Genomic DNA, 20,049 nt, shown 5'->3' on the forward strand with positions numbered 1-20,049 from the left:
TATCTCCTTAATCTCGCCTGAGATGTTATAGGTTTACAGCTTGTCTTACAACAATCCGTAGATCATCGGGTCTCACGGTGCAGCGTAACCCGTTTCAAACGGGGGCTGTATTTCTTCATCTCGATTCGGCCCGGCTGAGTCTTCTTATTCTTGGTGGTGGTGTAATTGCGGTCGCCGGTTTCTGTACAGGCCAGTGTCACGATAACTCTCACTAATATCAGCTCCTTTATATTTAATCGTAATGTTTACGATTTACACATTCTACAGTTTTATTCTGCTCACTGTCAACAGCAACCCCAAAAAATTTCAACTCTCTTAGATTTGTGGTCTTTCTGGCAGATCCATTACGTATAGATGGAATTATGAAAATATGATTCTTGCAATAGCAGGAATGTAGCAGGAGGGAGAAACATGAAGATACCGGTAATGATCCTGAGCGGATTTCTGGGGAGCGGCAAAACAACGCTGCTCCTCACGCTGCTTAAGGAGAGTAAGGCAAGAGGGCTGAATCCCGGCGTTGTAATGAATGAACTGGGTAAAAAGGATGTCGATGGCTACATTCTGCAAGAGCATGGCGGCACCATTGTCGAAAAGCTCCTGGACGGCTGCGTCTGCTGCAGCCGCAAGGAGGAACTTCCAAAAACGCTGGAAATGCTGCTCTCACGTCGGCCGGATGTGATCTTCATCGAGCTTACCGGCGTTGCCGATCCCGAGGAAATTGCCAAATCACTGCTGGAGCCTTCGCTTAATGAGCGGCTGAGATTGCACTACTCCATAACCGTTCTGGATGCGGAGAATGTGCTGGAATATGGCAGCCGCTTTTCCGCCGACAAACAGCTTGTGCGGACACTGCGCCGCCAGCTGTCCAGTGCAGATCTGATTATTGTCAACAAGAGCGACCTCGTAGAACCGGAAACCCTGTGGAGGATTGAAAAAATGGCCAGCCGTCATAATGCAGAATCCGAGATCGTATTTACACATTACAGCGAAATCAATCTCACTCCGCTGCTGGCAGGAATCATCCCCCGTGAACCGCGTACTCTAGTGCCACAACGAGGACGAGGCGATATTAGCGGCGCCACACTCAAGCGGATTAGCAGTCTCCACGGCGGACAAGGAGCAACCGCTGTGCAGGAACCGGAATCTGCTCAGCAGGCTTCGTATTCGCAAATAGCTGCTGTGACACTGACTTTTCCGCCAGAAGCGGCAAATGGAATCCGGATGGAGCAGCTCGAGGGCTTTTTCCGTGAATGGGGAGACAGCCTGGTGAGAGCCAAGGGGCATGTCCGTCTCGCCGGGCAGGACGGGGTCCAACTGGTCCAATACGCAGGAAACCGCTGCAACTGGGAGTTCTCGCACTATCCCGGCCAGCCTTATCTGGTATTCATCGGACTCCATCTGGACGAGAAGCAGCTGACGGACCGTTGGTCCGCCTTGTTCCAGCAGCCTTGACTACCTTTTCACCGCTCAAAATGCTGCCTCTGCTGATTCCTGCCGCTTTCCTGATTACAGCGGGTGTCCTCTGGCTTCCTGGTCACCCGCGGATGTTTGACAACGCCTATACTGTGGCCTTCAAAACCGGATTTATCGGTATTCTGCTGGAAGCATTGCCGTTTGTCCTTCTGGGTGCGCTGCTCTCTTCACTCCTCCGTGTATTCGTACCGGATGAGATGCTCTCACGCTGGATTCCGCGGCGGCCGGTCCCGGCAATCCTGTTCGGCTGCCTGCTTGGCATTCTTTTCCCAGTATGTGAATGCGGGATGATTCCGCTGGTCCGCCGCCTGATGCACAAAGGGATGCCGCTATACGTTGCCATCGTCTTCATCCTGTCGGGTCCAATCCTGAATCCTGTCGTCTATGGGGCCACATTGACGGCCTTCCGCGCCCATCCGGAGCTGGCTTATGCGCGGATGGGACTGGCCTTTCTCGTGGCCTTCGTGATCGGTTTGGTGGTGTATGCCACCGTCCGCAAATCACCGCTCCGGCTCTCGATCAGCCGGGAGGGCGGAGAAATCCATGAGCGCAGTACGCGCGGCGGCAAACTGGTTGCTGTATTCGTTCATACGTCGGAGGAGTTTTTTGAAATGGGCAAATATCTGATCATCGGGTGTCTGCTCACCTCCGGCATTCAGACCTTCATGGATCAAGGCAGCCTAGCCGCCATTGGCGGGAAGCCGCTGGGCTCCTATCTGTTCATGATGGGGCTGGCGTATGTGCTCTCGCTATGCTCAACCTCGGACGCCTTTGTGGCCTCCACTTTTCTGCATACATTTCCCAGCGGCTCCCTGCTTGCCTTTATGGTGCTGGGACCGATGCTCGATTTCAAAAACTCGTTGATGCTGCTCTCGCTATTCAAGACCAAATTTGCTTTTTATTTGTTTTTTCTGATCTTTTCAGCTGTGTTTATCGCTTCTGTTCTAGCCTCGCTGTGGCTATGATACCCTCAAGAATGTTCAGGAGGTCCGCATATGAATGACTCCCGGAGCATCCGGCTGCACTATGGATTCAGGTCGCTGGTCCTGCTGCTCTTCGCGCTCTATATCGGGCACCTGGTTCAGCAGGATGCGCTGCATTACTATGTCGCCCCCAAGCTGGCTCGCTGGATTCGCCTTTGTCCGGTACCGCTCGCACTGATGGCGCTAAGTCTCGGAATCCAGGCGTTATTCGGCAAAAGCACACTGCTCTGCGACTGTGAGCACCGGCTGCCGCGATCCGGACTTGGCAGCACCATGCTGTACAGCCTGTTTCTGTTTCCGCTGCTGCTCGGCTTCCTGCTTCCCGACCGTTCGCTAGGCAGCGAAGCAGCGGCCAAGAAAGGTATCGCGTTATCGTACATTGCCGAAGAAGCCGCTGAGCATGTGAAATTCAATGCCGCAAGTCCTTACCTGGAGGAGTTCGCCGAGCTCGCGGGGAAGCTGTATGCACAGCCTGTAATCCAGGTGTATCCGGAGATTTTTTCGGAAACCCTGGGAGCTATCGACTTGTACAAACCGCAATTCGAGGGTAAATCGATAACTGTGACCGGATTTCTGTATCAGGAGGACGGAGAAAGGGCCAAAAAGGCGTATGCGGTTAGCCGCTTTCTGGTGCAGTGCTGTACGGCGGACGCCACTCCCTTGGGCATTCTCCTTGATCCCGCAACACAAATAAGCCTGCCGGCCGATACCTGGATTGAGGTTCGGGGCAAGCTCCATATGTCGTTTTATCAGGGCAAGGAAGTTATAGCAATAATACCCGACAGCATGGTTCCGGTTCCGCCCCCTTCCACCCCCTATGTCTATACCAATGCTGACTCGGTGGTTGCCTGGGCTGAGATCCATGAAACCGGACTCAAGGCTGAATAGCCGTATTTTTAATATTTACTTGTGTCAACGCCTGCGTAGCCTCTTCAGGATGACCCGCAGCCAAACTGTAATCGCCGCATAGATCACAAGAACCACGATTAGGGTGAGGGTCCGCTCTTTGGCGGAGCCGTCGGCAAACAGCACCGGACCGAGGCCGAAGAATGTGGTTAACAGGTACAGTATTGCAAACAGCCCATACACAAGCCCTCTCATTCACAAGCCCCTTTTCAAAAAAATACACCTTATCTGTGGATATGGGCGGACCATTCCCGCAGCACCCTGTCTACTTCAGCCGGTGAGATCGGCTTGGAGATAAAGTCCTGCATACCTGCTCTAAGACACAGCTCCTTGTCCTCTTTGCGGGCAAAAGCCGTTGCAGCGACAATAACCGGAAACTGCCCGATTTCATGGCGGATGATGCTGGTCGCTTCAATCCCGTCCATGAGTGGCATTTGAATATCCATGAACACCAGATCATAATGATGCGAGCGTACCGCTTCAACAGCCTTCTCCCCGTTCAACACCACATCAGCGCAATATCCGCGTTTTTTGAGGTAGGCTTGAAGCAATTGCAGATTCACCGGGTGATCTTCAGCAATCAAAATAGACAACGGACCGTATTCACCATCCGAAGGGGTTCCGTCCTCAGCATTCTTCTCAATCCCCGTATCAGCGGCTCTTATGGAGAGCTGGTCATAGGAAAGCTCCGACAGTGGCAGGAAAACATGGATAGTGAAAAAGAATTCCGCCCCTTCTCCTTCGCTACTGTCTACGCCGATCATTCCGCCCAGTAGTTCCACCAGTTTTTTGCTGATCGCCAGTCCAAGTCCTGTGCCGCCATACTTGCGGTTAATCGAGGGGTGAAGCTGAGAAAAGGACTGAAACAGCAGGCCCTGGCTACCCTGCGGAATACCGATTCCTGTATCTTTTACAGTGAATTTAACAACCAGGTCACCGGTATCGGCAATGGATTGCAGCTTCGCGGTAATGTGAATTTCGCCCTCTTCGGTAAATTTCACAGCATTACCAAGGAGATTCACCAGAATCTGGCGCAATCTGGCTTCATCCGTCACCACAAGTAGCGGTAAATCCTGGTCCAGCTCAATATGAAGCAGCAGGCCCTTTTCCTTGACTTTTGGATAAAACAGCTCGGTCACATTCTGAAGCACCTGGGACAGGTCTACTGTCTGCAGATCCAGGGTCATCATTCCAGCTTCAATCTTGCTGAAATCCAGCACCTCGTTCAGAATATGCAGCAAGGACTCGCTGCTTTTGTTGATAATTTGCGTGTAGTATTCCTGCTCTTCATCAAGCTCTGTTCCAGCCAATAGATCCGCCATGCCAATAATTCCGTTCATCGGCGTACGCAGCTCATGGCTCATAATAGCCAGGAATTCCGACTTGGCCCGGTCTGCCTGCTCCGCTGATTCCTTTGCCCTTACAATAGCCTTCTCTTCCGTAATGTCCCGGAAGACGACAACCGCACCCTTCCGTTCTCCATGATCAAACAATGGAGACATGCGGTATTTCACCAGGAAGCTGGAACCATCCTGTCTCCAGAACACCCCTTCCTTGTCCTCGTATGAGAGATAGCTTGCGAGGGAGTCCGATAGCGACCTCCGGCCGCTGGTATACGGTTCAGCGTCCAGCCAAGTCTGTTCCACGGTATGCAGCTTAATATTCCTCGCTAGTTCACCTGGCTCATACCCCAGCATTGCCGATGCAGCCGGATTAATAAACATCGTTTCGCCCTCAAGATTCATACCAAAGATACCTTCGGAGACCGAGTTCAGGATCAGCGCATGCTCATAGCTGAGCTTCTCAATCTGCTGCAGATGGCGTTTGCGTTCTGTGATATTGCTGGTAATACCGAACACACCCACGACCTGGCTGTTCACCATAATCGGCACATAGATCACGCTGACCTCAACCGGATAACCTCCCCTGTGGATCAGCCTGCTCTCAAAGGTCTGAGGTAATCCTTGAGCTGCCTGCTCAAAACGGTCCTGGGCAAAATCCAGCTCTTCCGGATCAATAATCTCGCTGTAACTGGAATGCAGAAGACTCCCGCGCGGATAGCCGCTCAGTTGCTGGAGACTGGCATTCAGTGATTGGATATGCCCATCCAAATCCATCGCACTGATCGCGGACGGATTATACTCAAACAGGGATTTATAACGGTTCTCACTTTCCAGCAGCTTGAGTTCATATTGCTTGCGCTCGGAAACATTGCGGGTGACACAGACCATTTCAGCCATGCCACCCGGGCCTGCACTGATATGGCGCAGCGTCGTTTCCACCCATAAGTAAGAGCCATCCTTGCACAAGAAGCGGAAAATAATCGGCTCCAGCTTGCTGCCCTCCATACTCTTCTGCAGATAAGAATGAACTCTGTCAACATCATCCGGGTGAACGTACTGCATGCCACTCGAGCCTTCCAGTTCCTCTGGTGTGTATCCTAGCATGGGCTGGCAGACTGGCGATGCATACAGGTAAGCAGCCTCGCTGTCCGTGGTATTCCGGGAGATAAAATCCAATGAATTCTCAGAAATCAGCCGGTAGTTCCGCTCACTCTCACGAAGCTGCTCCTCCATCCGGTGGCGTTCGGTGATATCCTGAACAATTCCATTTATCTGCAAGGTTCTACCTGATGCATCCAGCACAACTTCCCAATAGGTATAGATAACCCTGCGTTCGCCCTTGTCGTTCTCAATACTAAACACCGATTGACCATTAACCCCGGACTTCAAAGACTTGTACAGCTCCACCCGCAGCTGCAGCAGGTCCTCTGGTACCACGCGGGCTAACAGCTGCAAATAATCGATATGGCTGTGAGTGCCGATTTCGCCATTTTCGCACATATCAAAAATAAACCGCAGCTGTTTCGAAACGGTCATTTGACCGCTTGGAGAATCCCATTCCCATGAACCCATCTGGCCCAGCGCCTGAGCAGTTGCCAGCATATTCTCATATTTCTTGCGTTCTGTGATATCACGGGCAATAGTCAGTACCTGCTCTACATTCCCCTCGCTGTCACGCATCACCTGAAATGAACTTTCGAGCCACAGATAATGCCCATCCTTATGCCGGGCCCGGCGGGTAAACACATCACTGTCGGAATATGCCTTCCCGTGCTCGGTCATATCAATTACATCTTCTTCATGATAGAAATCCGGTCTTTTCCTGCCGATCACCTCTTCCATCGGGTAACCAAGCAGCTTCTCAACGGATGGAGACACGTAGCGTACCGTTCCGTCCGCATCCGCAAAGGAAATCATATCCGGTGTATTCTGCGTAATCAGATTATAGAGCAGCCGGTCCTCCTCAATCTTTTTCTCGGCGAGCTTACGGCTTGTAATTTCCGTCAATTCGGCGATTAGGTGAAGAGGAGCACTGGTTGTCTCATCAAATGTTAAAAAAATATGTAATGCAATCCAGATGATCCTGCCGTCCTTGCGCACAAAACGTCTCTCTTTATCTATAGCCGCACCGGGACTGCGCAGCAAATATTGCATGATCATATCATGATCAGCAGCAGGCTTATCCTCCGGATACGCAATATCCAGGTATCGGAGATTCATCATTTCCGCTTCCGAATACCCGAACATATTGCAGAGCGCGGGATTCGCCATAATCATGGTGCCGTCTTTCGTGGAGACTACTGCGAACCCTATAGAGGACCGCAAAAACAGATGCTTAAAGAGTATGTCGGTCAAGTGATAGAGCCTCCTCTGTGAAAGTGGGGACTGAAACTAATCCTAGTATACCTTTTTTTCGGAAAAGATGCTTCTGGTGTGAATGACATATGAAAGAGTACGTAAAAAAAGGTCCGCAATTGCCTAAGCAATTACGAACCATATTTGTAAGATGATGCGGTCAAGAGGACTCGAACCTCCACGATATTGCTATCACTGGCACCTGAAGCCAGCGCGTCTGCCAATTCCGCCATGACCGCACATTATGCATTCCAGCGTTTTGATCGCTGTAAATAAGAATATACTCTCTTTTCTAATCAATTGCAAGAGAATTTTGTTGGAGCTTATTGAGCTATGAACGAATGTCTTATTAAGTTAAAGTAAATAGCGGATTCCGTATTTTATTATACACAATATCACTTGAAATAGTTTATTATCCAAAGTAAATTATACTTAATACTTAATAAAGAAAGGATGATCTATTTGGATGCTATTGATTACAAAATTATCAGGGCTGTTATGGATAATGGAAGAATCACCTGGGCTGAATTGGCCGGGTTGCTAGGCCTCTCTTCGCCGGCAGCGGCGGACCGAGTGCGGAAGCTGGAGGAACAAGGCGTGATTAAAGGCTACACCTCATTGATCGATGCTGAATCCGCCGGCTACGGCCTGGGGGCGATGATTGCGGTCTCGCTGGAGCGCCCTGCGCACCGGAAGGCTTTTCTGGAGCTGGTGCAGAAGCTGCCGGAGATTCAGGAATGCCATCATACAGCTGGAGATGATGACTATATTATGAAGGTGCGCTGCCAGGGGACGAGTGACCTAGACCGGATTATCAGCGAAGAGCTGAAAAGCTTGCCGGGCATTGTCCGCACCCGCACTACCATTATTTTGGGAACGGTCAAAGAAACCTCAAATATCCCGCTCCCTCCTTCGGAACGTACGCCATGATTCTCTGGAGTGCCCTCCTTGGCGGTATCGGCTTTGGCTTCGTCGTTGCTGCTCCAGTCGGCCCTATGTCCCTGCTATGTATGAACAGGACTCTGCAGCAGGGATTCATGGCAGGTCTTGCCACCGGTCTAGGGATTGCTCTGGCGGATGCGGGTTATGCCCTGGTGACCGTTTCCAGCTTCAGGATAGTGAATGAATTCACTGCTGCATATGCTCTGCCACTCCGGCTGCTGGGCAGTCTGTTTCTTGGCTATCTGGGCATCAGAGGTCTGCTGCCCGTCATGGCCAGGTCTAAGGTTGAAGCCAGCCACAGGGGCATCCTCTATTGTCTGGGGTCATCCTTCCTGCTGACTTTGACCAATCCGGCCACGATCCTGAGCTTTGCAGCGCTCTCGGCTTCACTTGGAACGTCGATCGGAGTTTCATGGTTTCTGCCTGCGGGTATCGCGATTGGCTCCACCTGCTGGTGGCTGCTGCTCACCGCCACAATGTACTGGACTTGCGCCAAACTTCCTGCCTCCTTCACCCGCTGGCTGAACCTCTGTTCATCACTGCTTCTGATCCTGTTCAGCTTGTACGGCGTCCTCACCGCACTTACCGGATAACTTCATTGAGTTCATCTCTTGTCACCCACAAAACGGCTGCTGCCTGCTCCAAGTCCTACTATGAACAGTAAAATGCTTGCCACAGCAAGTAATGCCAGCGGCACGTTCCAGCTATGGGTCACGTCATGCAGCAGTCCGAAGAGGGCGGGACCCATTGCAGCGAGCAGATACCCTACAGACTGGGCCATACCGGACAGCCCGCTGGCTTCCTGTGTGCTGCGGGTCCTCAGACTGAAGAACATCATGACGAGGCCGAAGGCAAACCCGCCGGCAATTCCGATGCAGATAGCCCAAACTGCCATCCAGCCACTGCTGCCCAGCCAGACTCCGAGAATCCCAATCATAAAAAGAATGGATGTAATGAGCACCAGGCTGCGCTGGTTTTTCATTTTGCCCGCCCAAAGGGGCACGAAAAAAGTAAACGGCAGCTGGGCCAGCTGCATGAGAGAAAGAATCCAGCCCGCATGGCTGGAGGTCATCCCCCGTTCAACCAATATCACGGAAAACCAGGCAATCAGCACGTAATACAACAGCGATTGCAGCCCCATGAACAAGGTAACCTGCCAGGCCAGCGGAGACCGCCAGAGCTGAATAGAGGATTGCCGTTTACCTTCGCTGCTGCCCCTTGTCATATTCCGCATCTGAGGAATCCAGAACAGTGTCGCCAGCGCGGCCACGACAAACCACATCGCCAGTGTCCCCCGCCAGCCGAATCCGGCATGCTGCGCCAGCGGGACGCTGATGCCTGATGCAGCCGCCGCACAGATATTCATGGATAGGGTATAAACTCCGGTCATAAGTCCGATATTCTCCGGAAATCTTCCCTTGATCAGTCCCGGCAGCAGTACATTACAGACGGCGATAGACAACCCGATCATCGCTGTGCCTGTGAACAGCATAGCCGTTCCAGAACCCGAACGGATCAGAATGCCCATGGACAAGGCCAGCATAGCCAGCATAAGAACATTGGCGGTGCCAAACCGCAGAGCCAGCTGTGGCGCAAAAGGTGACAGCACAGCAAATGCCAGCAGCGGTAACGTGGTAATCGCTCCCGCCAGAGTATTTGACAATCCCAGGTCATCACGGATCATGCCCAGCAAAGGTCCAACGGAGGTGAAGGGAGCCCGAAGAGCCGCAGCGACGCAGATAATCCCCACGATCAGCAGAATACGGCTGGCTTCCTTGTCCGGCCGGGCCTTGCCCAGTTCCGGTAATGCAGCATCTTGATGTTTGGCTTTCATGTTGCCCTCCCGATTATAGTCTTTCACCCTTACACTCCAAAAGCTTGTCCGGGTAAAAGGGCTGTTCTATGTAATAATCACATTGTTACATTATATCCGCTCCAGGAAGGGTCTGCACAAATTTTCCGGCAAAGTTTCCGCTATACACATTAAAAAAACCAGTCTGAGGGACTGGCTTTACGTTTAGCGACAAAACACTAATTATACCCAGAGGGATTTAGAAATGATAACGAGCAGGATAAACAGTACCAGAATTGCGCCAGTTGAAGTAAATGCACCGTATCCTCTTCCATTTTCACTCATATTAACTCCTCCTTTAAACTTGTATACACTACACTATGTACATAGTGCAGCTGAGGATTGGGTGATTAGACAAAAATACACAGGTACTGTTTCGTTCTCCACTTAAAATATCTTTCCGTTGACAAAACACTTCACCCTCTTTAGTATCCTTAACATGAGGTTCTTATTGAGAATGACTCTCAACAGAGGGACACCACTATACAGAAATGAGTGAATAAGAGATGCTGCGTCGTTTTTTTTCCTATTACCGTCCATACAAGAAGTTATTTATTCTCGACTTCACCTGTGCGGTGGGAGCTGGCCTGCTGGAGCTGGCATTTCCAGTGGCGGTTAATAAATTCATCGACGAATTGCTGCCCGGGCAGGACTGGCCGCTGATTCTGATCGCCTGCATCGCCCTGATGGCTATTTACGCGCTGAATACCGCAATGCAATATATCGTAACCTACTGGGGACATATGCTGGGGATCAACATTGAGACCGATATGCGCAAAAAAATGTTCGATCATATTCAGAAGTTATCCTTCCGGTTCTTTGACAACAACAAAACCGGTCATCTGATCGGCCGGATTACAAATGATCTGAACGATATCGGCGAGGTGGCGCATCATGGGCCGGAGGATGTGTTCATCGCCGTGATGACCCTTGTGGGTGCATTTATCCTGATGGCCGATATCAATCTCAAGCTGGCGGTTATTACCTTCATCATTGTTCCGCTTATGGCCTGGATCATTATCCATTTTGGCCGTAACATGACCTCCACGTATCACCAGCTTTTCGGCAATGTGGGCAATTTCAATGCCCGGATTGAGGACAATGTCGGGGGAATCCGCGTGGTTCAATCTTTTGCCAATGAGGAGTATGAGAAACAGCTGTTTGCTGTCGACAATCAGATGTTCCGCAAGACCAAGCTTATGGCCTATAAGCTGATGGCCAAAAGCTTGTCGGTCAGCTATATGATGACCCGTCTGATTACGATCGTCGTGATGGTCTGCGGTGCCTGGTTCTTCATTCAGGGTGAGCTTGAGATTGGCGAATTTGTTGCGTTTATTCTGCTGTCGAATATCTTTTTCCGGCCGATTGACAAGATCAATGCTGTCATTGAGAGCTATCCAAAAGGCATTGCCGGTTTCAAACGCTACCTTGAGGTCATTGATACAGAGCCCGATATCGCCGATCAGCCCGGCGCTGTGGATGTCCACTCCCTACGCGGAGATATCGTCTTTGACCGTGTCAGCTTCGGTTATGATCCGGGCCGTCCGGTGCTGGATGGCATCAGTCTGAAGGTAAATGCAGGTGAGACCATTGCTTTCGTCGGGCCCTCCGGCGCAGGTAAAACCACCATTTGCAGCCTGCTGCCCCGCTTCTATGATGTGACTGGCGGCTATATTTCCATTGACGGAACCGATATCCGCAGCATGAAGCTGAATGCACTGCGAAAGCAAATCGGGATTGTACAGCAGGATGTCTTCCTCTTCTCCGGCACCATCCGCGAGAATATCGCCTACGGCAAACTTGATGCCGAGCTGCCGGAAATCTGGGAGGCAGCGAGACGGGCGCATCTGGAAGAACTTATTAACGGCCTGCCTGCCGGTATGGATACCGTAATCGGTGAACGCGGCGTGAAGCTGTCCGGTGGGCAGAAGCAGCGGCTCGCCATCGCCCGGATGTTCCTGAAGAATCCGCCGATCCTGATTCTGGACGAGGCGACCTCGGCACTGGATACGGAGACGGAAGCCGCGATTCAGCAGTCGCTGGCGGACCTGTCCATTGGTCGGACAACCCTTGTGATCGCCCACCGTCTGACAACCATCAAAAATGCTGACCGGATCATCGTCGTGAACGAGGACGGCATCTCCGAGGAAGGCCGCCATGAGGAACTGGTAAATGCCGGAGGCACTTACAGCCGCCTGTATCAGGCGCAGTATAATGCATAGGCGATAGACTTCATAAAGTCAAACGTCCTTACAAAATGTCTATCTGCAGCTCTTCATGAGCATGCTGAACAAGCAAAACCTTCCGCGAGACGCCCCAGCATAGAGGCGGATACGGAAGGTTTTTTGTGATGTGATGTGCTGTTATATAAGTCTAAAGATCGCCTTCTAACCTCCACTCTATACCCTGTGCCGCTTCCGGTACTCTGCCGGGCTCATTCCAGAGGCATTCGTAAACACTCTGCTTAAATAAAATCCGTTCTCATAGCCGCAGCGTTCGGCGATCTGTGCCAGGGTTAGCTCACTGTCCTTCAGCAGCGTGCGTGCTTTGGTTAGACGGATGGATTTCAGGTACGAGGATGGCGTCTCCCCGAACGCTTCACGGAACCGCCTAGTCAGCTGCACAGGACTTAGTCCCAGGCTCCGTGCGGTGTCAAGTAGACTTAACGGTTCCCAGGCCTGTGCAGTAATGGCCGCTGCCGCATCCGCCATCAGGGCATCTTCCGTAAATTTGCCCACCCCTGCGGCCTCTCTGCTCTCCATATGGTACAGCTGCCACAAATCCGCAACGAGGTGCGTTTTCCATCCCAACGATTCTGGGCTGCTGTCCTCGGCAAGCTGGCGCAGATAGGCATAAGTGGAGCTCAGCCGTTTCGTGTCATTCAAATGAAGCAGCCCCGGAGGAAGCTGGCACCCGGCATCCGCCGTGAACTGGATATAATGAAAGGTCAGCGGCGTGACCGTTTCCCGGATGAAGGGGACTCCCGGCGGACAGACCACCAGATCTGCAAATCCAGCTTCCCCCGAGTGCCTGCCAATCTCGAAGCGGAACAAACCCTCCTCAACAGCAAAAACCACCCATGTATCATAGCGGTCGCTCGGAAGCGCAAACTCCCTCTTCTGCCTCCAGTAAATATGGTCCAGCAGTTCCATGCCCCACCTCTTTGATCAGAAATAAAGTATATGCTAAATGATAAATACATGCATTTAAAAAGTAAAGCGGCAGATCCATTATGAAACTATAGATATGTTCAAATATCAACCGATAAGAGGTGCTGAAGGGATGAAGCAGGAGCTAGTGCACAATGACATTACGGTGATCGGGGGCGGATTGGCCGGGGTATGTGCGGCAATCGCAGCAGCCAGACTGGGACAAAAGGTGGCGCTGGTGCAGAACCGTCCCATGCTCGGGGGCAACTCCAGCAGTGAAGTGCGTGTCTGGGTCTGCGGAGCAACTGCGCATGGTACGAACCGATATGCCCGCGAAACCGGCATAATGGGCGAGCTGTTCATCGAGAACCAGTACCGGAACCCCGAAGGCAATCCTTATATATGGGATTTGGTTGTGCTGGAGGCCGTCAAAGCTGAAGAGAATATTTCACTGTATCTAAATACAGATGTTCATGAGGTACAGGCTGAAGGCCCGGAGCATGACCGGATGATCACTGCCGTGATAGGCTGGATGATGGCTTCGGAGCGGCGGATCACGTTCAAGAGCAGGCTGTATCTGGACTGTACAGGCGACGGATTGATCGGCTTTCTGGCCGGGGCCAAATTTGCCCTCGGCCGGGAGGCCCGGAGCGAATACGGCGAAGAGTGGGCTCCAGAGATTGCGGACGGGATTACGCTTGGCAGTACCATTCTCTTTTATACGAAGGATACAGGGGTACCGGTAAACTATGTTCCGCCTTCCTTTGCCAAGGATATCTCGGAGACGACGATTCCGCTCCGCCGGGTTATTAAAAGCGGCGACTCCGGCTGCCACTACTGGTGGATTGAGTGGGGCGGCGAGCACGACACGGTACATGACAATGAAATGATCCGCGACGAGCTGTGGTCGGTCATCTACGGCATTTGGGATTATATCAAAAATTCCGGCAAGTTCGGCGCGGAGAACATGACGCTGGAATGGGTCGGCTCCCTGCCCGGCAAACGTGAATACCGGCGGTTCACCGGTGACTACGTGCTGAACCAGAATGATATTATCACCCAGCACGGGTTCGCGGACGGGGTGGCCTTTGGCGGCTGGTCGATCGACCTCCATCCCCCGCAGGGGATGTATGCCGATGCCAGCGGCTCGAAGCATATGCATGCGGACGGGGTGTATCACATCCCCTTCCGATCCCTGTATTCCGTAAATGTGCGGAATATGCTTATGGCCGGGCGCGATATCAGCGCCACCCATGTCGCCTTCGGCACGACACGGGTAATGGCAACTTGCGCCGTCATTGGCGAAGCCGCCGGTACCGGGGCGGCGCTCGCCAGCCGCCTGGGGCTTACGCCGCGCGAGCTGCAAGCGCGGCACCTGCCGGAGCTGCGGCAGACACTGCTGAGGCAGGACGCTTCGATCATCGGCCTGCGCAGCAGCGATGAAGCGGATCTGGCCCGGGAGGCGCGGGTAAGCGCCTCTAGCGCGCGCTGCGCGCTCGGGCTGACGCAGCCGGGCGAAGCCTGGCCGCTGCGCAGCGATGTTGCCGTGCTATTCCCGGCAGACCCGGGAATCCACGGCTTTGAGCTGCTGCTGGACGCGGAGCAGCCAGCGGAAGTGACGGCCGAGCTGTGGGACACCGGCCGCGGGGAGAATTACGTGCCGCATACTTTGCGGGCACGGGCAACGGCACCTGCCGCAGCCGGGCGGCGGCAGTGGGTTGCCTTCGATCTGCAGTGGCAGCCGGAGGAGCCGCAGAACGCTTTTGTAATCATCAAGGCGAATCCTGCGGTCAGCCTTCATCATTCGCTGGAGCCGCACAGCGGCGTCCTGGTCTTCTTCAAGGATGAGCACCCGCAGATCTCGAAGGATCTGGAGGACCACTCGACGGATCAGCTCGTCGTCCTCTGGAAGCAGAAGGGCCAGGCCAAGCGGCCCTTCTGCTTCCGGCTCAGCTCGCCGACGGCGGCGTTCGCGGCGGACAAAGCCGTGAACGGCTATCACCGCCCGTTCGGCGGTCCGCAGCAGTGGATGTCGGAGCCCATAACAGCCGGCAAGCCGGAATGGCTGCAGCTGGAGTGGGATACAGAGCAGAGTATTGCAGAGATTCATCTGACCTTCAACGATGATGTGAACGAAGATCTGGTGAATCTGCACCATCACCGCACCCCTTTTACGGTCATCCCCGAGCTGGTCCGTGATTACCGGGTAGAAGCCCAGGGGGCTGACGGACAGTGGACGGAGATTGCAGGCGGCACCGGTAACCGCAAACGCAAAGTAATCCATCTGTTGCCGGTGCCTGTACAAGCACAGCGTTTAAGAGTCTTCATAGACGCGACGAACGGAAGCCGGCATGCGGAGCTGATCGAGATTCGCGCCTATGAGGAAGTTCACTAATACTTCGATCTGCGGCAGACATACCATTTATTTTTTTCGCACATGAAGTGATAGCCGTTCCTGCCATTCCCGATTATCCATAACCTAAGGTATGACAGGATAAATTGTCGCCCTTAGGAGGGAGTACACCGCTATGACTACCGCAACAAAAAGAAAATTACCGAAACGTGTCACCGGGAGAGTCCTACAGCAAATGGGCATATCCATGCTTCCCTTTTACCGCCGAATCACCAACAGCTTCCTTTTCGCCAGCCAATGGACAACCGCTTTGCGCACCTCTGACCTAATCCAAATTGGAAAACTGCTGAATCGCTTGCCGAAGTCTTCCAGAACCGATGATTTTAGTCTTGATCCGCTTAGCTACTTGTTAACTTTCCCGTTTAAACCGCCTGTGAATTATTACTCCAGCGGATTAATGGTTGATCGGCAGGCAGGAGGCTTTTTCCAGACGAGTGTGCACCGCAGGATTTCAAGGTTCCTTATCCCCTTTTACCGGAAGCTGGCTACCTGCCCCTCCTATGCCGAAGCCCTGGCCGTTGCCATCTGCAGCAACAATCTTCAGCAGATCAATCGTTTAATTCGCAGGCTGGTAACCACAAAGGAACTGAAAGAGGTGTCTCGCGGACGGGATGGCGTTATTCTGGTGTTCCAGCCCAAGGGTAGCAAATTCCCGTATGAGCACTGGCTGATGCGTGAGCTGCGGTAGTTGTATTTCGCTGATGCGTACACCCAATTCAATGAAAAAGAGAATCCAGCAAAACAAAGCCGCTACATTGCCCAAAAGGCGATGCAGCGGCTTTGTCCATGTTCCAGCCTGTTATATATTAGTGGTCTTCTTGCTTACTGTTGCCTATATCCCACAACTTCACTTCTTCGCAAGATGTACCTTCAGCAGCTTGCCCTTCACTGTTGTATCCTTCATCGCCTGCAATACCAGCGACCCTTTGCCGTTCAGGATATCCACGTAGGTTACATTATCCTGGATCGTGATGATCCCGATGTCTTCAGCGGTGATCCCTTCCAGCTTGGCAATGGTGCCGACGAAGTCAACAGCTCTCAGCTTCTTTTTCTTGCCTCCGTTGAAATACAGCTTCATGATGTCCTGGTTCATGACCTCGGTTTTGCCCTTCTTGCGGACTTGCTGTTTGCCCAGCTTCTCGTCAAAAGCAGGCTTGGCATAAGCCACGGCATCCTCCGAAGGAGCCTTCATCACCGGAAGGCTGAAGCCGATATAGCTCTCAATGTCTTTCACCCATTTGTGCTCGTTCGGCGTAGCGAGAGTGATGGCTTTGCCGCTTTTGCCTGCACGTGCGGTGCGTCCGGTACGATGCACGTAGCTCTCTTTTTCCATCGGAATATCGTAGTTGATCACATGGGTGATGTTCTCAATGTCAATGCCACGCGCAGCTACGTCGGTAGCGATCAGATAGCGGAACTGGCCCCGTTTAAAAGCGTTCATTACTTCAAAGCGCTCGTCCTGCATCATGCCGCCGTGAATTTTGTCCACCGGGTACTCCAGATCGGCCATTCCGCGGAACAGCGCGTTTACCTGATCCTGCGTCCGGCAAAAAATAATACAGCTGTCCGGATTCTCCACCGTAAGCAAGTCACATAAGAGTCCAAACTTCGCAGCTTGTCTCACTTCAATCAGTGCATGCTCAATTGTCGCAGTCGTGATGCCGCTGGCTTCAATCTCAATGTCCACCGGCTCCGTCATATATTTACGGCATAGGTTCTTCACTGCATCCGGCAGTGTGGCAGAAAATAGCATTGTAACGCGATCACGGGGCAGCTTCTGGATAATCTGCTCAATCTGCTCAATAAAGCCCATGCTCAGCATCTCATCCGCTTCATCGATCACCAGATATTTAATCCGGTTCAGCGGCAGCGTACCGCGTTCGATATGATCAAACACACGTCCCGGGGTGCCGACGACGACATGTGTTTTTTGCGTAAGCTCAATCTTCTGCGGGGCAAAAGGCTGCTTGCCGAACAATGCGACCGCCTTGATCCGCTTGAAACGGCCAATATTAGTGATGTCCTCTTTGACCTGTGCAGCCAGCTCGCGCGTCGGTGTCAGCACCAGCGCCTGCGGCTTGTTCTCCGCCCAATCCACCAGCTCGCAGAGCGGGATGCCGAACGATGCCGTTTTGCCGCTGCCGGTCTGTGATTTAACGATTAAATCCTGACCTTTCAGGGCTACAGGAATGACCTTACTCTGGACTTCAGTCGGATCCAGATAGTTCAGTACGTCCAGCGCGCGGATAATCTCTTCATTCAAACCATAATCTCTAAATTGCAATTCACTCATGTAGTTGTTATTCCTTCCATATTGTGCATTCTATTATTATAACAGCTTCTGGCCCCCTTGATTCCATTCCTTATAAAATTGCTCCAAAAAGCTCAGCATGAACCCATGCCGTTCCTCTGCCAGCTTGCGTCCGTAGGCAGTATTCATCAAATCCTTCAATTTCAGCAGCTTTTCGTAGAAATGATTGACCGCCGTACCTTTGGAATAGTCGCGGTACTCCTTCTGGAGAGACTCATCACGCGGAGGAATCTCCGGATCGTAGACCGGGCGGCCTTTGGCTCCCGAAAAAACCATCACCCGTGTAATCCCGATGGCGCCCAGTGCATCCAGCCGGTCTGCATCCTGAACTACCTGTCCTTCGAGTGTGGACATGGGTTCGCCTCCGCCTCCGCTGAAGGACATGGTTTCTATAATCTGCATGATGTGCCGGATCTGTTCCTCAGCGTTCAAATGTGCCTTCAACCAGTTATGTACTTTATCTAGACCTGCTTCTTTGGACGGGTTCAGCTTCTCATCGGCCACATCATGCAGCAGCGCGGCTACGGTGCAGATAAACACATCCGCATTCTCCATCTCCGCAATCAATGCCGCCATGTTGCGCACACGGTCCGTGTGGAACCAGTCGTGTCCGGTTTTATCCTGGCCCAGCTGCTCTTTGGCAAAGCTCTCGGCCTGTGCGATAATTTGTATATCCTTCATAAATAATTCTCCCTTGTTATTGAAGTTGTTATTGGATATAATGTGCTGTAATCCAGCTTTGAAGGGACATGATTCTCATGAACAGCATAACCATCATACTGAATCAGCTTCATCATCACAAGCAGCGTTAGCACTCCTGAACATTTTTCAGGGAGGGCTGACGCTTTTCGCGTTTGGCCTCCCTGCCGCATATCAAGCGCGCGGGACCAAGAGGTCCGGCGCGTTTTTTGTTTGCAATGGGCAATTCACAGAAAATAATAAGGAGCTGCTAAACATGCAGAACGTTAAAGGTACTAATGATTATTTCGGCCGGGAGCAGTCCATCCGCCAAAAAATCCGTTCCACGCTAACCGAACTGTTTGAGCTTTATGATTTTGAGTCAATGGATACAACCCTGCTTAATGAGCTCGAGCTGCTGACTTCAAAATATGCAGGAGGTGATGAGATTCTCCGGGAGATGTATCAGTTGACCGACCAAGGCGGCCGCAAGCTTGGGCTGCGCTATGATCTGACGATTCCTTTTGCCAAGGTGATCGCTCTGAATCCGGGCATGGAGTTCCCCTATAAACGTTATGAGATCGGTAAGGTGTTCCGGGATGGACCGGTCAAAAAAGGCCGTCTGCGCGAGTTCCTGCAATGCGACGCCGATGTAGTGGGTATCGCCGGCCCGCAGGGAGAAGCAGAGCTAATGCAGCTCGCAGCGGAAGTCTTCCGGAGACTGGAAATCCCCATCATCCTGAAATGGAACAACCGGCGTTTTCTTGGGGAGATACTGGAAGCAACCGGAGTTCCGCTTGAAGATCATCTGTCCGTGATGCTGACTCTCGATAAGCTCGCCAAAATCGGCAGCACAGGTGTACTTGCAGAGCTTATGGACAAAGGTATGACTCCGTCTGCTGTAGGCAAGCTTAAAGAACTGCTGGACATGGATGCCCCTTCCTTAGATGAGCTCGCGGTAAAATATGAGCTGAGCGCACAGCCTGGTCTACTTGAGGTGCTGGCCTTGCAGCAGCTGATCGAAGGAATCGGACTTGCGGAGATCTGCGTCTTCGATCCTTTTCTATCCCGCGGCCTGTCGTTTTACACGGGTACCGTTTATGAAATCTTCGACGCTTCCGGTGCCTATACTTCCAGTCTTGGCGGTGGAGGAAGGTATGACTCTATCATCGGCAAGCTTGTGGGGCGAGATGACATCGAATATCCTACAGTGGGCATCTCCTTCGGTATGGAATCGATTATGGCTCTGCTGGGAGAACGGCCTATCCGGGAAAAAACTTCAGGGGTATTGGTTATTCCGATTGGGGAGGTTATGCCGCAGGCATTGACTGCCGCCGCAGCACTTCGCGCTGCAGGTATCCGCACTGCCGTAGATACCGGGAAACGCAAGCTGAAGAAAACACTGGCCGCAGCGAATACGAAGGGTACACGCTACGTTGTACTGATCGGAGAAAGCGAAGCTGCTGACGGCAAGCTCCGGCTTAAAGATATGTCGCAGCAAAGTGAAGAGCTGGTCACTGTTGAAGCGGCAATTGCACGAATTGCCGAATAGCCAAAACGTTCACCCGGCCAGGAGAAATTCGGCAACCTAATCGGTTACAACCTCTTAACCAAGGGGGAATTCTAAAAACCAAAAAGCCGCAT

At 52.3% G+C, this 20,049-nt stretch carries 17 protein-coding genes and 1 tRNA gene; 9 read left to right on the plus strand and 9 right to left on the minus strand.

The features are described 5' to 3' along the window. Positions 1-62: 62 nt before the first annotated feature. Positions 63-212 (minus strand): 50S ribosomal protein L33, encoded by a 150-nt coding sequence (rpmG, locus tag A3849_RS18635; RefSeq protein ID WP_074086058.1) that lies wholly within the window; start codon positions 210-212, stop codon positions 63-65. Between the two features lie 199 nt (positions 213-411). On the opposite strand from rpmG, the gene A3849_RS18640 reads away from it, so the two are divergent. The 3 genes from A3849_RS18640 to A3849_RS18650 are packed head-to-tail and all read left to right on the plus strand — an operon-like array spanning position 412 to position 3,344. Continuing rightward, positions 412-1,452: a CobW family GTP-binding protein gene (locus A3849_RS18640; protein WP_074112775.1), complete on the plus strand. Its 1,041-nt coding sequence runs from the start codon at positions 412-414 to the stop codon at positions 1,450-1,452. Continuing rightward, positions 1,449-2,438, plus strand: a complete 990-nt coding sequence (locus A3849_RS18645; protein ID WP_143191860.1) for a permease — start codon at positions 1,449-1,451, stop codon at positions 2,436-2,438. Before A3849_RS18640 ends, A3849_RS18645 begins: the two co-directional genes overlap by 4 nt. Before the next feature lie 30 nt (positions 2,439-2,468). Beyond that, positions 2,469-3,344, plus strand: coding sequence for a TIGR03943 family putative permease subunit (locus A3849_RS18650; protein WP_074112776.1), 876 nt, complete (start codon positions 2,469-2,471; stop codon positions 3,342-3,344). A gap of 24 nt (positions 3,345-3,368) precedes the next feature. On the opposite strand, the gene A3849_RS18655 is transcribed toward A3849_RS18650, so the two are convergent. The 3 genes from A3849_RS18655 to A3849_RS18665 all read right to left on the minus strand — a co-directional run bounded on the left by A3849_RS18655 (position 3,369) and on the right by A3849_RS18665 (position 7,299). Then, on the minus strand, positions 3,369-3,557 hold the full coding sequence (locus A3849_RS18655; RefSeq protein ID WP_074112777.1) for a DUF6954 family protein: 189 nt from the start codon (positions 3,555-3,557) through the stop codon (positions 3,369-3,371). Between the two features lie 29 nt (positions 3,558-3,586). Next, complete coding sequence (locus tag A3849_RS18660) at positions 3,587-7,060, minus strand: PAS domain S-box protein (protein WP_074112778.1); 3,474 nt, start codon at positions 7,058-7,060, stop codon at positions 3,587-3,589. A 155-nt stretch (positions 7,061-7,215) separates the two neighbouring features. Continuing rightward, positions 7,216-7,299: transfer RNA gene (locus A3849_RS18665), tRNA-Leu, on the minus strand. A 223-nt stretch (positions 7,300-7,522) separates the two neighbouring features. Here A3849_RS18665 and A3849_RS18670 point away from each other — a divergent pair. Both A3849_RS18670 and A3849_RS18675 read left to right on the plus strand, forming a co-directional pair. Next, positions 7,523-7,990: an Lrp/AsnC family transcriptional regulator gene (locus tag A3849_RS18670; RefSeq protein ID WP_218619250.1), complete on the plus strand. Its 468-nt coding sequence runs from the start codon at positions 7,523-7,525 to the stop codon at positions 7,988-7,990. Further along, a complete protein-coding gene (locus A3849_RS18675; protein ID WP_074112780.1) occupies positions 7,987-8,595 on the plus strand; it encodes a LysE family translocator in 609 nt (202 codons plus the stop codon). The genes A3849_RS18670 and A3849_RS18675 overlap by 4 nt, the downstream gene beginning before the upstream one ends. 11 nt (positions 8,596-8,606) lie before the next feature. Here A3849_RS18675 and A3849_RS18680 read toward each other — a convergent pair whose 3' ends face one another. Beyond that, positions 8,607-9,836 (minus strand): CynX/NimT family MFS transporter, encoded by a 1,230-nt coding sequence (locus A3849_RS18680; protein ID WP_083613581.1) that lies wholly within the window; start codon positions 9,834-9,836, stop codon positions 8,607-8,609. A 201-nt stretch (positions 9,837-10,037) separates the two neighbouring features. Continuing rightward, the gene (locus A3849_RS33350; protein WP_208619463.1) at positions 10,038-10,139 is read right to left on the minus strand and encodes a YjcZ family sporulation protein; all 102 of its coding nucleotides are present in this window, start codon (positions 10,137-10,139) and stop codon (positions 10,038-10,040) included. Between the two features lie 221 nt (positions 10,140-10,360). Between A3849_RS33350 and A3849_RS18685 the strand changes: the two genes are divergently transcribed. Next, positions 10,361-12,076, plus strand: coding sequence for an ABC transporter ATP-binding protein (locus tag A3849_RS18685; RefSeq protein WP_074112781.1), 1,716 nt, complete (start codon positions 10,361-10,363; stop codon positions 12,074-12,076). 177 nt (positions 12,077-12,253) lie between these two features. On the opposite strand, the gene A3849_RS18690 is transcribed toward A3849_RS18685, so the two are convergent. Beyond that, positions 12,254-13,006 carry an AraC family transcriptional regulator gene (locus A3849_RS18690; RefSeq protein WP_074112782.1) on the minus strand — a complete coding sequence of 251 codons (753 nt, stop codon included), beginning with the start codon at positions 13,004-13,006 and terminating at the stop codon, positions 12,254-12,256. Positions 13,007-13,100: 94 nt separating this feature from the next. Between A3849_RS18690 and A3849_RS18695 the strand changes: the two genes are divergently transcribed. Both A3849_RS18695 and A3849_RS18700 read left to right on the plus strand, forming a co-directional pair. Continuing rightward, positions 13,101-15,398 carry an FAD-dependent oxidoreductase gene (locus A3849_RS18695; protein WP_074112783.1) on the plus strand — a complete coding sequence of 766 codons (2,298 nt, stop codon included), beginning with the start codon at positions 13,101-13,103 and terminating at the stop codon, positions 15,396-15,398. Positions 15,399-15,531: 133 nt separating this feature from the next. Next, complete coding sequence (locus A3849_RS18700; protein WP_074112784.1) at positions 15,532-16,104, plus strand: hypothetical protein; 573 nt, start codon at positions 15,532-15,534, stop codon at positions 16,102-16,104. 159 nt (positions 16,105-16,263) lie between these two features. On the opposite strand, the gene A3849_RS18705 is transcribed toward A3849_RS18700, so the two are convergent. Beyond that, entirely contained in the window at positions 16,264-17,709 is a 1,446-nt protein-coding gene (locus tag A3849_RS18705) for a DEAD/DEAH box helicase (RefSeq protein ID WP_074112785.1), read from the minus strand. A 36-nt stretch (positions 17,710-17,745) separates the two neighbouring features. Further along, a complete protein-coding gene (locus A3849_RS18710) occupies positions 17,746-18,408 on the minus strand; it encodes an HD domain-containing protein (RefSeq protein WP_074112786.1) in 663 nt (220 codons plus the stop codon). Between the two features lie 274 nt (positions 18,409-18,682). Here A3849_RS18710 and A3849_RS18715 point away from each other — a divergent pair, with 274 nt between their 5' ends. Beyond that, a complete protein-coding gene (locus A3849_RS18715) occupies positions 18,683-19,957 on the plus strand; it encodes a histidine--tRNA ligase (RefSeq protein WP_074112787.1) in 1,275 nt (424 codons plus the stop codon). Positions 19,958-20,049: the final 92 nt, after the last annotated feature.

The organism is Paenibacillus sp. P46E (genome assembly GCF_001909095.1).
GTDB lineage: Bacteria > Bacillota > Bacilli > Paenibacillales > Paenibacillaceae > Paenibacillus_AQ > Paenibacillus_AQ helianthi.